This window comes from Ferruginibacter sp. HRS2-29 (assembly GCF_024343615.1).
Lineage (GTDB): Bacteria > Bacteroidota > Bacteroidia > Chitinophagales > Chitinophagaceae > Ferruginibacter.
In genome coordinates, this window is the sequence record NZ_RJUB01000018.1 from 27,558 (window position 1) to 40,251 (window position 12,694).

Annotated in this window: 12 protein-coding genes and 1 pseudogene; 10 read left to right on the plus strand and 3 right to left on the minus strand. The window is 45.8% G+C overall.

Translation table 11 applies throughout. From position 1 onward, the window contains the following. Positions 1 to 167: 167 nt before the first annotated feature. The gene (locus tag EGI32_RS08325) at positions 168 to 1,961 is read right to left on the minus strand and encodes a UvrD-helicase domain-containing protein (protein ID WP_255154930.1); all 1,794 of its coding nucleotides are present in this window, start codon (positions 1,959 to 1,961) and stop codon (positions 168 to 170) included. A 129-nt stretch (positions 1,962 to 2,090) separates the two neighbouring features. Beyond that, entirely contained in the window at positions 2,091 to 4,757 is a 2,667-nt protein-coding gene (locus EGI32_RS08330) for a trehalase family glycosidase (protein WP_255154931.1), read from the minus strand. Positions 4,758 to 4,912: 155 nt separating this feature from the next. Here EGI32_RS08330 and EGI32_RS08335 point away from each other — a divergent pair, with 155 nt between their 5' ends. From EGI32_RS08335 to EGI32_RS08355, 5 genes are all read left to right on the plus strand, one after another. Continuing rightward, the gene (locus EGI32_RS08335) at positions 4,913 to 5,428 is read left to right on the plus strand and encodes a ribosome maturation factor RimM (RefSeq protein ID WP_255154932.1); all 516 of its coding nucleotides are present in this window, start codon (positions 4,913 to 4,915) and stop codon (positions 5,426 to 5,428) included. A gap of 519 nt (positions 5,429 to 5,947) precedes the next feature. Beyond that, positions 5,948 to 6,436: a thioredoxin family protein gene (locus tag EGI32_RS08340; RefSeq protein ID WP_255154933.1), complete on the plus strand. Its 489-nt coding sequence runs from the start codon at positions 5,948 to 5,950 to the stop codon at positions 6,434 to 6,436. Next, complete coding sequence (locus EGI32_RS08345; RefSeq protein ID WP_255154934.1) at positions 6,423 to 7,370, plus strand: FAD:protein FMN transferase; 948 nt, start codon at positions 6,423 to 6,425, stop codon at positions 7,368 to 7,370. The genes EGI32_RS08340 and EGI32_RS08345 overlap by 14 nt, the downstream gene beginning before the upstream one ends. Next, positions 7,367 to 7,591 carry a DUF4266 domain-containing protein gene (locus EGI32_RS08350; RefSeq protein ID WP_255154935.1) on the plus strand — a complete coding sequence of 75 codons (225 nt, stop codon included), beginning with the start codon at positions 7,367 to 7,369 and terminating at the stop codon, positions 7,589 to 7,591. The genes EGI32_RS08345 and EGI32_RS08350 overlap by 4 nt, the downstream gene beginning before the upstream one ends. Positions 7,592 to 7,655: 64 nt before the next feature. Further along, the gene (locus EGI32_RS08355; RefSeq protein ID WP_255154936.1) at positions 7,656 to 8,843 is read left to right on the plus strand and encodes a DUF3570 domain-containing protein; all 1,188 of its coding nucleotides are present in this window, start codon (positions 7,656 to 7,658) and stop codon (positions 8,841 to 8,843) included. Positions 8,844 to 8,968: 125 nt separating this feature from the next. On the opposite strand, the gene EGI32_RS08360 is transcribed toward EGI32_RS08355, so the two are convergent. Beyond that, positions 8,969 to 10,201 (minus strand): T9SS type A sorting domain-containing protein, encoded by a 1,233-nt coding sequence (locus tag EGI32_RS08360; protein WP_255154937.1) that lies wholly within the window; start codon positions 10,199 to 10,201, stop codon positions 8,969 to 8,971. A 519-nt stretch (positions 10,202 to 10,720) separates the two neighbouring features. Here EGI32_RS08360 and EGI32_RS08365 point away from each other — a divergent pair. The 5 genes and pseudogenes from EGI32_RS08365 to EGI32_RS08380 all read left to right on the plus strand — a co-directional run bounded on the left by EGI32_RS08365 (position 10,721) and on the right by EGI32_RS08380 (position 12,612). Continuing rightward, complete coding sequence (locus EGI32_RS08365; RefSeq protein ID WP_255154938.1) at positions 10,721 to 11,359, plus strand: RadC family protein; 639 nt, start codon at positions 10,721 to 10,723, stop codon at positions 11,357 to 11,359. A gap of 33 nt (positions 11,360 to 11,392) precedes the next feature. Next, the gene (locus EGI32_RS08370) at positions 11,393 to 11,839 is read left to right on the plus strand and encodes a hypothetical protein (protein ID WP_255154939.1); all 447 of its coding nucleotides are present in this window, start codon (positions 11,393 to 11,395) and stop codon (positions 11,837 to 11,839) included. Between the two features lie 24 nt (positions 11,840 to 11,863). Further along, positions 11,864 to 12,088, plus strand: coding sequence for a DUF2188 domain-containing protein (locus EGI32_RS08375; protein ID WP_255154940.1), 225 nt, complete (start codon positions 11,864 to 11,866; stop codon positions 12,086 to 12,088). Positions 12,089 to 12,249: 161 nt separating this feature from the next. Further along, positions 12,250 to 12,375: pseudogene (locus EGI32_RS21300) on the plus strand (JAB domain-containing protein); the annotation flags it as partial. 24 nt (positions 12,376 to 12,399) lie between these two features. Next, complete coding sequence (locus EGI32_RS08380) at positions 12,400 to 12,612, plus strand: hypothetical protein (RefSeq protein WP_255154941.1); 213 nt, start codon at positions 12,400 to 12,402, stop codon at positions 12,610 to 12,612. Positions 12,613 to 12,694 lie beyond the last annotated feature (82 nt).

Here is a 12,694-nt window from a genome sequence, read left to right on the forward strand (position 1 = left end):
CTGCGATTTATTTCGCAGGACTTTTTTTTGCCCGGGAGCCGACCACAGAAGACCGACGACAGACGACAGACCATCGAAGGGTCGTTAAAAAAGGAAGTCCTTTAAAAGTTGTGATAGCCGGATATATTTTATGCCTGCATTTGTTCAAGGGAAAAAGAGGGGATGATTTAAAAAGACAATTCCAGTTTTTTGATCCTCGCTTGTATCGCCCCGGTCGTTCTTCCAAAATGCCTTGCCATCTCCTTTGGAGAAATATTATCATAAAACATCAAGGTAAGTTCTTCATCAAGCTCTGTGGTCCAGGGTTTATTAGCCTCTTTATTGATCGTTCTTTTTTTAGCCAGCGACCAGGCTTTTTCTTCTACCAGGTCGAGCTTGTCCACTGTATTGTGCGAATAAGGGAATTTTCTTTTTTTCGCGGCCGGCAATTCCGGCTCTTCCGGTACCAGGGCAGGAGTAACATGTATATCGGCAGATCCTTCAAAACCGGCAGGAAGTAATTCCTCCGGAATATGCAGGCTTTTTTTGGTACGGGTGATGGCAACATACAACAGGTTGATCTCTTCATTGATCCTCGCCACATTCAGCTGGTCTTTTTTCGCTTCGTCCTTTTGTTTTTTTATTTTCTCTTCCGTAATGAAATCTTTCACCAGGTGTACACAATCATACTCCATGCCTTTGCTGCGATGCACCGTTGAAAATATAAGCGATGCTTTATCTTTTTCATCATTGCTGACGTGCCTGGCTTTGATCGTCTTGATGATATCAGGAATTCTATTGCCATATTGCTTCACGATCTCCACCATCATCCCCAGCTGTACTTCCTCCGTTTTTTCTATATACTCTTCCAGGTCGTCCATATCTTTCATGGAGCGGATCAGGGTATCTTTTATGAGTCGGCGGTTATCGTTATAAAGATTTAATACATCATACAATGAAGCACCATCATCGGCATACGTGTAAGAATTGATATTCCCTTCAAAATAAATATACCCGGGGTTTTTCTGATCGGTCACATGCTCGATCGCTTTCAATAACAATCCAAGATTTGTGCGGGCTATTACAGCGGTGGTCTTATGCTCTTTACTGCTTCCTTTGCCGGTGATCGTAACCGGTTTGTACGGGCCAATGTTTTCTTTCCAGCGGAGGATGGCCATAGCTAGATCGGCTACCTGCTGACTAAACCTGAAACTGGCAGAAAGCTGGTAAGGCAGAAAGTCGGCTTTCTCCAGTGAGTTCACAGCATATCTCCAGCCGTATATCTGCTGATGTGTATCGCCTACGATCACTTTCACCGATTTTTGTTTCATAAAAATATCGAGCATGGCTGGCGACGCGTCCTGTCCTTCGTCAAAAAGTATGTAATCCGCTTTTAATTGAATATTGGCCAACTGAAATTTTTTGAGATAAAAATCATGAATGATCTCAATTTCGGCCATGTTCATTTTGTGAAGCAATAACCTGGTTTGTTTTTCGATGTAAGGATAAAAGGCTGCTACAAAGCTTTTAGCCTTGGCATCATTGACCACTTCCAGGTAGTTGAGCTCCTGTACTTTAGAGGCATTGCTATTGCAGAAATAAGTGATGAATTTATTGATATGGTTGGCAAGGATATGCTCGGCATGTTTTTCTCCATTGCCTTTAAGATTTAATAATTCCGCTATCTCATTGGTGCTGTAGCCCGTTAGTTTTACCTTATAACTGCTGTTGAATACGATGTGCCTGTAAGCAAGCGAGTGAGCAGTTTCAACCTTTACATTTGATAGGCCTTGTGCTGCAAATTTCCGGAGGGCTTCTGTCTTCACTGACTTATTGAATACAATATATAATATATTGCTTTTTGCAGGACGGCTCCGTGCATACTCGATCATGGTGGTAGTCTTGCCCGATCCTGCTACCGCATTTATCTTAATGTCGGCGGTAGAGCTTATGATATTCTTCTGTTCCTGCGTTGTATTCATAACCCGGTTTATCGATGAGGTAACAGAAGCAAATTAAACAATATCTCTATCCGTTGAAGGAGAATAATCCCAACAAAACAGGAGAAAATCCCCGGGGTTTGCCGGGGATTAAAACCCGGAAAATATTTCTTACAAACGGGAGATCTTTATATAATCCAGCATCGCCTGGTTGACCTCACCATTCATATTGGCATTGTGATCTTCGTAAGAAAGTGTGATGGTATTGGCTCCTTTTTTCAAATAAACTTTTTCGCCGTTGCTCATTCCCCAATTACTCCATTCGTTTTTTCCGCGTTGCGGGAAAACGACGATGCCATTCACTTCGCCATTTGTCTTGATGGTACGGATAGCGCATTTGTTTTCCGTATTCGTGGGGCCGTTGCCGTTAGCATAGCGGAAGGAGAGGCTGTAGTAGCCATCAGCAGGAGCCGTTACCGGAATGTTGATGGATCTGTTCAGCGTTGTACTGATCTCGCTGAAACCATTGCCCGAAAATCCTTTGTAGTTGTAACCGGCTTTACCGGCAATGGTTTCCATTTCTATCTGTTGAAGATCATTCCCTGTTATCATTAATGGCTCGCTGGTAAATGACGGTACATTTTTTTCATCAACAGCTACCACGCAATAACTGGAAAATTGATTTGTGATGGCCGGTACCGGTTCCGGTTGTTTATATGTGCCAAACAATTTTCCATTCCTGTACAATTTATACCCGACAGCTTTCTCTACAGTATTCCATGTGATAGCATTATTCTGGTATTGAATTTCCGGAGCAGGAAGGGTGGTGTAATTTGCTGTTTTATTAATATTGCCGGAAAGGGCATTATTGGCGAGCACGATCTTTATCGTATGTGTTCCGGTAAGATTTTCTGCAACGGAATATTTTAAACCTGGCTTTCCATCAATCGTAAATGATTTTATTTTATTTCCAAAACCTTCCATCTCTATATTCAGGATCGCATTGCGGTACCTGAAATTTTTCAGGCTTCTTTTTCCTGCCATAGATGCTGGAACGAATGGAGCAAACGAAATATCAGTTGCATTAAAATGTATACCGAAGAGCACTTTATGCACGATGCTCAGGTTGCCCGACAAACTCCACAACATCACGCTCGAATTGATCTGCGTGCCATTAAAGTCCCCGTTATCCGCCACCATATTTTCTTTATTGGTGAGGAACAATGCCGCAGGGCGATAGATATCGCTGATGCTTTCGAGCACCGCTTTTTCATTCCCCGCTTTGGCGCAGGCCCACAGCCAATACGATTGTACGAATGGCCAGATGGCATTGTTGTGGTAAGGCGGAATGTTGGGTATCTGCGGATAAATGCAGGTGATGCCGTACTCCGTCAGCGGCACAGAAGCCACCATTCTTTTGGCTTTCGCCGCATCGGCAATGCCAAACACGATACACAATGCTTCGCCCAGTGCTTCGGAGCGGGGCGATACGATTTTATATTCCCGTCCATACAAGTATTGCGCATAGTATCCTTTTTCCGGCATCCATAAATATTTATTGATGCCTTTTTTTACGCCTTCGGCAACAGCTTTGAATTTTGCGGCAGCAGCATTGTCTTTCAACAAAATTGCCATTTCAGCAAGCACGGTATTTGCCTGGAAGAATGCGGCGTTGGTGCCGAGGTTGATGCTTTCAAAAATATCCGCAGGCTGCATCCATTTCGGATAGGTCTGCTCGCGCCAGTCGAGGAATGAAGATTCGCCACGGAACAAGCCTGTTTCTTTGTCGAATGAATTTTTCAGGTCGTCTTCCATCGTGTTGCGGATGATCTCGTATGCCAGCTTCAGCCAATCCTTATCGCCGGTAGCTTTGTATATTTCCCAGGCAGCTACGCTCCATATGGTGCGGTCGCTGCTCACTGGCCAGGCGCCACCAGTGCCGGTATCCTGTATGATGCGTTTTTTCGCATTCACTTTTTTCAGCAGGCTGTTCATGGCCACCCTCGGTTGCAGGTATGCCATCGAGAGAATGATGCTGTAGCTGATATCCCGCGTCCACACGCCACTCCATTCTTTACCTGTGCGGAAGGTGCTGTCGGGCTCTACTGCTTTCAGCATTTCTTCCAGCGAAAGATTGTAAATGGCATTCGGCAATGTTGCATCGGTGAAGTACTGCGGGTAAGGCGAAATGTCTTTCGAAAGTTTCCAGTCGGTATCGGTGGCTTTTACTTCTGAAGTTTTGTTGAGGATGAGCGTGGTTTCGTAAATACCGTCGCCATCTTCGTCCTGCAATTTCAGTTGTGGTGTATTGTGCAGGTTGTCAAAATCCCAGGTCATGGGCGAAGTGGGCCCGGCAACGAACACCCCTTTGAAATCATCTTTGTATATCTTATCTCCTTTGAATGTGGTGTAATAACCATCCTTTTTAAATGCGGTCATCACCTCCCGCATATCCAGTTTTATTTTCAGCCCGGTATTAGGCGATAGAAATTTCCCGGAAGCTTTTGCAAGCTTTAGTTGTGTTCCGAATTTTATCAGCGGCGTTTCTGCTTTGCCGTTTACCGGCTCTACCGTAAACTGGTGGTCCACACCCGGCGACATTTCATTGTCGCGTTGGTTGAGGGCAAATTTAAAAGTGATATCTGCCGATTGAAAAAGATTGACCGGGCTTTGATAATTACTCGTCAGTTGTGTGGCCGATAGGGCTTTTGCCTCATATTTCCCTTGCACCACTTTATCGGGATAAATGCTGAATGCGGGCGATTGAAAGATCGGCTGTTGCGCAAACGAAGTGATAGCAGAAATGGAGAGAAGGCAAAGGCTGAGCAAACGTTTCATATAAAAGGAATTAGGAAGGCAATTTAATGTTTTTTAAACCACAAAGACACCAAGCCACAAAGGTTCACGAAGATTGCCCTGTATCTTCTTTGTGAACCTTTGTGTTCTTTGCGGCTTCGTGGTTAAAACCTACTTTTGCAACTAAATAACTACAATTGAGCCAATACTTCAAAATAGGCAAACTTGCTGCCAGCACCGGCCTCGAAGGCAAACTGATCCTCCAGCACAGCCTTGGCAAAAAAACATCGCTCAAGGGACTGGAGGCCATCTTCCTGGAAGATAAAAAAGACAGCTTCCTGCCTTACTTCATAGAATCTACCCAGATACGGAGCGATACCGAAACGGTCATCAAGCTAGAGGGCATCGACCGTATGGAAGTAGCCCGCAAGATGACGCCTAAGGAAGTGTGGATGGCCGAAGAAGACTTTAATAAATTTGCCGCCAAAGCGGCGCCCATCGCCCTGCTGGGCTTTCACCTCATCGATGGGGATACCGACCTCGGCGAGATCATTGAAGTGATCGAGCAGCCGCACCAGGTACTCTGCACCATATTATACAAAGGCAACGAAGCGCTCATACCCGTGCATGAAGAAAGCCTGCTGAAAATCGATAAAAAAAATAAGAAAGTATTTGTAGAGATACCCGATGGATTGCTGGAGATCTATGGTTGAACCACGAAGTCGCAAAGGACACAAAGGTTCACAAAGAAAGACGCAACGCAGATTTTTCGATTAGTATGATTTCGCAAATAGATAATAAGATATCTTAACCATCATAAAAATCCGCATTGCGTTTTCTTTTTGCCGCAGGCAAATCGCCGTGTTCGCCGTGTCGCGTACCGCTGTGTTTCAAAAAGACTCATGCCCAGCCATTCTGCGGGCGTAAACACAGCGCCAAAACGAACACAGCGGCCCCGCTTCGCGGGAAAAATGCGACGCAGATCTTTATGATTCAGGCAGATAGGTTATATCAGATCTTAACCATCATAAAAATCTGCTTTGCGTTCTCTTCCGCCGCAGGCAAACCGCCATGTTCTTCGTGGCCCTTTGTGTCTTTGTGCCACCGTGGTTCGAAAATAGCCAGCCGAAAGACGCCATTCCCCAAACACTGTTAATATTTCCCTATTCTCCCCAACCCGGGCGCTAAAATTCAGAATTAATTCAGAATTGGCGATAAATTTACATACTCATATGGCAGCAAAAAAAATAGCATTCCTGATGAAAAGACCTTTTAAGATTTTATGTACCGCCGTTGCTCTCCTGGCGTTATTTTCTTTTACTGCAACAGAATGGCAGCCCGACCTGGAAACCGCCAAAAAGGTTGCCGCAGAAAAACACCGCATCATCTTACTCAATTTTTCCGGATCGGATTGGTGCGGGCCATGTATGCGTATGCGCAAGGAGATATTCGACAGCAAAGTTTTTTCCGATATGGCTGACAATTCGCTGGTGATGCTCAATGCCGATTTTCCGAGAAATAAAAAGAACCAGCTCCCGAAAGACAAACAAAAGGGAAATGACCAGCTGGCAGATAAATACAATCCCGAAGGAAAATTTCCCTTTACCGTGTTGATAGATGCGAACGGGAAAGTGATCAGATCATGGGATGGCCTGCCTGATGCGGATTCCACCGCATTTACCAGTATTGTAAAAAAGATCGCCGAAGATGCCTCAAAATGAAACCTTATTGATGCAGGAATATAAACGCCCTGCAAAGCTGATGGGCAATGCCTTCCAGATCACCGTGGTGGCCGAAAGCGACGCCCGGGCAAACGAACAGATCGACCTCGCTATCGGTGAGATCAGGCGCATCGAAAAACTCCTTACTACTTTCGACGAACAAAGCCAGACAAATCAAATAAACAGCCAGGCTGGAATAAAACCGGTGCAGGTAGACCGCGAAGTTTTTGAACTCATCGAACGCTCTTTAAAGATATCAGCGCTTACCGATGGCGCATTCGACATCAGCTATGGCTCTGTAGATAAAAGCCTCTGGAATTTCGACAAGACCATGACCAGCCTGCCCGATGCAGCCACCGCCGCCCAAATGGTACGGCTCATCAACTATAAAAATATTATTCTGGACGAAACAGCATGCACCGTTTTTTTAAAAGAAAAAGGAATGCGCATTGGCTTTGGCGGCATCGGTAAAGGCTATGCTGCCGAAATGGCCAAACGCCTGCTGCAGCAAAACGGCGTGGAAAGCGGCATCGTAAATGCTTCGGGCGACCTCTGCACCTGGGGCCAGCGGGCCGACGGCAGGCCGTGGACGGTTGGCATCGCCGACCCGGATAATACGAACCTTCCTTTTTCGTACCTTGATATCACCAACATGGCTGTAGCCACTTCGGGTAGTTATGAAAAATATGTGCTGATCGATGGTAAAAAATATTCGCATACTATCGACCCGAAGACCGGCTTGCCGGTAACGGGCATCAAAAGCGTAACCATCATTTGCCCCAACGCCGAAATTGCTGATGCACTCGCCACACCGGTTACCATCATGGGCATACGGGCCGGGATGCAGCTCATCAACCAGGTGCAACATACGGGCTGCATCATCATCGACGACAACAACAATATTTATTGCTCAAATAATATCAACCTTCAATGAGATCAATTACCGGTTACACAGCCATCGCCTTTTTGTGCATCGCTGTCATTTTTTCCTCCTGCTCTACCGTAAAGGAGTACCAGAAAAACAAACTCAACGATTCCGAAATGAACCTCGGCAACCGTAAAGTGGAAAAATCTGAATTGAGTTTTCAATCCTACCGCGAAGGCGCTTCGGGGGCCAATGCCGGCAAAAGCGGCGGCGGGTGCGGATGTAATTAACATCCTTCATCCCTGAAAACAGTACGGATATCATTCAACCTTTTCCTCCAGTTTATACATCATCATGAAAAGAATACTTTTTACCGCAGCCGGTATTTTCGCTTTTATAGCATTGCATGCACAAACCCCCGCTGCCGACAGCAGTAATTACAAAAGCCGTAAGCTCAAAATTGAAGAGATCAACCTCGTATCGAGTTATTACAAACAGGATGGCAATAATGCCGCCGTTACCGGGGGCATCGGTTCGCAAAAACTGACCGATATTGCCAATGTATTCGATATCAAGCTCACCAAATACGATAAAAAATTCCGTAAGCATACGTTTGATGCCGAGCTGGGCATCGATCATTACACATCGGCTTCCTCCGATAAGGTAGACCTCAGCGCCAACTCATCGGCCTCACATGCCGATACACGTTTTTATCCATCGCTCACCTGGTCGAGGGAGAACGAACAAAAAGGAACTACCATAGGCGCAGGCTTATCCAGCTCCACCGAATTCGATTACCAGTCTTTTGGCGGCAATATCAGCTTTGCACAAAAGACCCGCAACCGCATGGGCGAATTCAGCGCCAAAGCGCAGGTATACCTCGATAATGTAAAACTGGTAACACCCGTTGAGCTGCGCAACCCGCCCGGCAACGATAGTTATGGCAGCGCCTCCCGGAATACTTATGTGGGTTCGCTTTCATATTCGCAGATCGTAAACAAACAATTGCAGCTGATGTTCCTCGCCGATGTGGTGCAGCAGCAGGGATTCCTCAGCCTGCCTTTTTACCGTGTGTATTTTAAAGACGCTTCGGTACACCAGGAAGCATTGCCCGACAGCCGGACGAAAATACCGCTGGCCATCCGTGCCAATTATTTTGCCGGCGACAAAATTATCCTGCGGGCCTACTATCGTTTTTATACCGACAACTGGGGCATTACCGCCCATACCGCCGACCTGGAGATCCCGGTAAAGATCACGCCGTTTATTTCTGTGAGCCCGTTCTACAGGTACTACACGCAAACAGCCGCCAAATATTTTGCGCCTTACCAGCAGCATACCAATGCCGAGCAGTTTTATACCAGCAACTACGATCTCTCTGCTTTCAACAGCAGCTTCTTCGGGGCAGGTATCCGCTTTGCACCACCTAAGGGAGTATTGGGCTGGCAGCATCTTTCGGTGCTTGAGCTGCGCTTCGGGCACTATGCCAAAAACATAGACCTCAATGCCAATATCATTTCTTTGAACCTGAAATTTAAATAGGGGTTGCCTTCGGCAAAATAAAGACGCAACGCGGATTTTTATGATGGTGATGATTTACGCAGATAGATCATAACCAATCATCACCATCATAAAAATCTGCGTTGCGTCTTCCTGCCGCAGGCAGGTCATTGCTTCACGATCTTTTGATGCACCGTTTTGCCATCGGCCACATACTTCAATACGTACATTCCTTTTGCTAGCTGGCTGATGTACATGGTGGTGGATAATAAATTCACTTTCTGTTGCTGCACCAGTTTTCCTTCAGCATTATAGAGTAACAGCATTCCGGTTTTTTTGAGCCCGCCAATGGTGATCTCCGCAACCGCCGGGTTGGGATAAACATAAAATTTATCGGTAACCGTGTTATTGACCCTTGCGATATTACTGTAGGTAAATTTTCCATCGCGGTCCATTATTTTAAGCCGGTAATACAGCGTAGGCGCAACACCCGCCGCATCATCGAGGCTATAGTTATTTACAGTACCACCTTTGGCGGATACGTCTGCTATCTTCGCAAAATTTTGTCCATCGGTGCTTCTTTCCACTTCAAAGTGGCTGCTGTTTATTTCATTTTCGGTGGTCCATTTCAATTGTACTTTTTGTTGTCCGTATGGTTGCGTAGCGGCAAACCCTTTGAGCGTGAGCGGAAGCACTACGGTGCAGATATTATTGAACACGGTCAATACTTCGGCAGGGGTAGAGACCGCATTCTTCAGCGAAATATATTTTACCGTTCCATCGCGGTCTTCGCAGGCCACGGGGTTATCATCGCGGAAGAAGAGGATGGGGGAAGTGGTACTTGCCGGATTGTAATCGCCGGCGGCATCGTTGTAATTGGTTACAAAAGGCTGCCCGTTTACATACACATTCACCAGGTTGGTAGCGGCATCCCGTACGATGCTGATGAGGTAGTACGTATTGGCTACAAAAAACGGGCAGGTGCCTACATTGCCGTTGCTGTAAAAATTAAGGCAATTGCTCAATGTATACATGCCCCTGTCGGTGGTGCTGTTTTTAAAATCGATGATGCGCTGGTAACCGCTCAGCAGGTTGAATTCGAAAAATATATGGATGCTGTACGAGCCGGTGATGAACGATTGATTGTCGTACGCCAGTCCCCCGCCTTCGTTGAAGGCAAATACCTGCCTGGGTGTGGTGCCACAGGTGCCCGCGCTGGTAGTGATCAGCTGGGTGGTAAAGCTGCCGGCTGCCGCACCGCAGGAGAGCACTTCGGTAAGGGCCGGTCCGTTGGCGCTGGCTTCGTTGAAGCTGTTGTTGAAGAGGTATTCGTGCGTTTGTGCCTGTGCGTAAGAAAACGTTAGCAGAGCGAATACGCCGAGGTAGAATTTTTTGCTCATGACGGAGATTTTAGGAAGCTTTTTAAAAGCTTAAAAATACCGATGAGCGCATCTTCAAAAAATCACCATTTATGGTTAGGAGGGAACCACAGAGGCACGGAGAGCACAGAGTTTCACAGAGGGGCTGCTAAAAGAATGCACCGAAGGTGTATTCCTAACCTGTGTTTCTCCGTGCTCTCTATACCTCTGTGCGTGCCCCGCCGAATGGCTGGGGGTGAGAAACTCATCCAACGGCGAGAGTCCCCAGTCTTTTAAGCGAAACAACGGGTATTGCGTTCCCGCTTCGCGGGAAAGGCGCAACGCAGATTATTATGAGGGTTATGATAAGTACAGATAAGAATCATAACCAATCATCATCATCATAAAAATCCGCGTTGCGTTTTCTTTAGCCGCAGGCAAACCTCTGTGAACCTCTGTGCCCTCTGTGCCTCCGTGGTTCAAAAGAACACGAGAAAAAAAACGCCTTTCTCCGGTGTTTTTCCCATACCGCCATATCCCTAAATAAACTACATTTGACCCATGACCATCAAACTCTCCGAGTCGCAGAAAAAAGCCGCCATCACCGGTCCCGACAGCGTAGCCGCTACCATGCAGCAGATACTCCGCCGCGAGAATAAACTCGGCCGCAGCCAGGAACATTTTTGGGTGGTAGGCCTCAACAATGCCAATAAGATCCTCTTTATAGAACTCATCGGCCTCGGCCGCCAAAACCGTGTAAGCGCCAACCCGCCCGATGTATTCCGCATGGCCATTTACAAGCTCGCGCTAAAAGTGATACTCGTGCATAACCACCCCAGCGGCGAACTGCATCCCTCCACCGCCGACCGTGCCCTCACCGACCGCATCATCAAAGTAGGCGAAATCATCAACATCGACGTAATAGACCACCTCATCATCACCGAAAAATCTCACCTCAGCTTTGCCGACCTGGGCATCATTGCCGAGTTGAAAGCCAGCGATACCTGGAGGTTGATTGAGAAGGAGGAGCTGGAGATGAGGAGGATGAAGGAGGAGGGGGCAATTAAGAATGCGAGGAAGGAGGAGAAGAAAAATGCCAAAATGGAAGTGGCGAGAAAGATGAAGGAAAAAGGAATGGCTGATGAGGTAATAAAAGAATTGACAGGGGTAAGCATTTCTGTAATAAAAAAGCTTTGCTGAAGAAGCCTGCGTAAACAGCATTAAAGTTTTTACATGATACCCAAATCGACCTTAAAGCTATTAATAAATAAACGGTTACTTGATTCCAAAGCCCTGTTGACAGGTCGAAGGTATTTTGCATGTATTTATCTGGCAGGCTATGCTTTAGAGCTGGCATTGAAATACCGGATTTGTGGAATAATGAAATTTACGAATGGGTTTCCCGAAGATGTACCTGAATTCAATACGTATTATTCAGATACCCGAAAAATATTACTGCGGTCAACGATAAGAGAAATAAGAGATATCCGACATCATAAATTACCCCTGCTTCTACGCTATTCCGGAGAACAGTTTAATGTAGAAAGTTATTTTGGAGCAGAGTGGGATGCCGTGAAATTTTGGTCTCCCGAAAGCCGATATACCAACCCGATTATCAGAAGGCAAAAAGCTGCAGAATTTCTACAAAGTACCAGAACAATTATCAATGCAATAATTTAGTAGCTTCGTATAAAATTACACATAATGGCAAAGAAAAATCAGCATGTCGTTCCTTTAGGAAATGGATGGGCAGTTAAAAGCGAAGGTGCTACCAGTGCTACCATTATAACGTCTAAACAATCGGATGCGATTTTGGTTGCCCGCGATATTGCCAGGGATAATCACGTCGAGCTTATTGTTCATGGAAGAAATGGTAGAATCAGGGAAAGGAATAGTTATGGAAATGATCCTAATCCCCCTAGAGGTTAATGTATTCTATAAAATTTACAACATGTTAAAGTCACGTGTAATTAATAATTTGTCTTCAGCAGTAAGTTATACCACTAACCTTCCGGGGGTAGATAACAGCCAGGTTATTGTATCCCGCCCCAAGCTAATTAAAGAAAATTCTTCGAAGCCAACCGTGAAAAATAAGTAAGTATTATTTATTTTTCGAAGGCACCTATCTTACCAAGCGTAGCATCAAAGCAGGCGAGATCATCAACATCGACGTAATAGACCACCTCATCATCACCGAAAAATCTCACCTCAGCTTTGCCGACCTGGGCATCATTGCCGAGTTGAAAGCCAGCGATACCTGGAGGTTGATTGAGAAGGAGGAGCTGGAGATGAGGAGGATGAAGGAGGAGGGGGCAATTAAGAATGCGAGGAAGGAGGAGAAGAAAAATGCCAAAATGGAAGTGGCGAGAAAGATGAAGGAAAAAGGAATGGCTGATGAGGTAATAAAAGAATTGACAGGGGTAAGCATTTCTGTAATAAAAAAGCTTTGCTGAAGAAGCCTGCGTAAACAGCATTAAAGTTTTTACATGATACCCAAATCGACCTTAAAGCTATTAATAAATAAACGGTTACTTG

Excerpts from the sequence above, each read along its gene's own strand:
- EGI32_RS08325 (WP_255154930.1), bottom strand. The coding sequence starts at position 1,961 with ATGAATACAACGCAGGAACAGAAGAATATCATAAGCTCTACCGCCGAC.
- EGI32_RS08330 (WP_255154931.1), bottom strand. The coding sequence starts at position 4,757 with ATGAAACGTTTGCTCAGCCTTTGCCTTCTCTCCATTTCTGCTATCACT.
- EGI32_RS08340 (WP_255154933.1), top strand. The coding sequence starts at position 5,948 with ATGGCAGCAAAAAAAATAGCATTCCTGATGAAAAGACCTTTTAAGATT.
- EGI32_RS08345 (WP_255154934.1), top strand. The coding sequence starts at position 6,423 with ATGCCTCAAAATGAAACCTTATTGATGCAGGAATATAAACGCCCTGCA.
- EGI32_RS08350 (WP_255154935.1), top strand. The coding sequence starts at position 7,367 with ATGAGATCAATTACCGGTTACACAGCCATCGCCTTTTTGTGCATCGCT.
- EGI32_RS08355 (WP_255154936.1), top strand. The coding sequence starts at position 7,656 with ATGAAAAGAATACTTTTTACCGCAGCCGGTATTTTCGCTTTTATAGCA.
- EGI32_RS08360 (WP_255154937.1), bottom strand. The coding sequence starts at position 10,201 with ATGAGCAAAAAATTCTACCTCGGCGTATTCGCTCTGCTAACGTTTTCT.
- EGI32_RS08365 (WP_255154938.1), top strand. The coding sequence starts at position 10,721 with ATGACCATCAAACTCTCCGAGTCGCAGAAAAAAGCCGCCATCACCGGT.
- EGI32_RS08370 (WP_255154939.1), top strand. The coding sequence starts at position 11,393 with ATGATACCCAAATCGACCTTAAAGCTATTAATAAATAAACGGTTACTT.
- EGI32_RS08375 (WP_255154940.1), top strand. The coding sequence starts at position 11,864 with ATGGCAAAGAAAAATCAGCATGTCGTTCCTTTAGGAAATGGATGGGCA.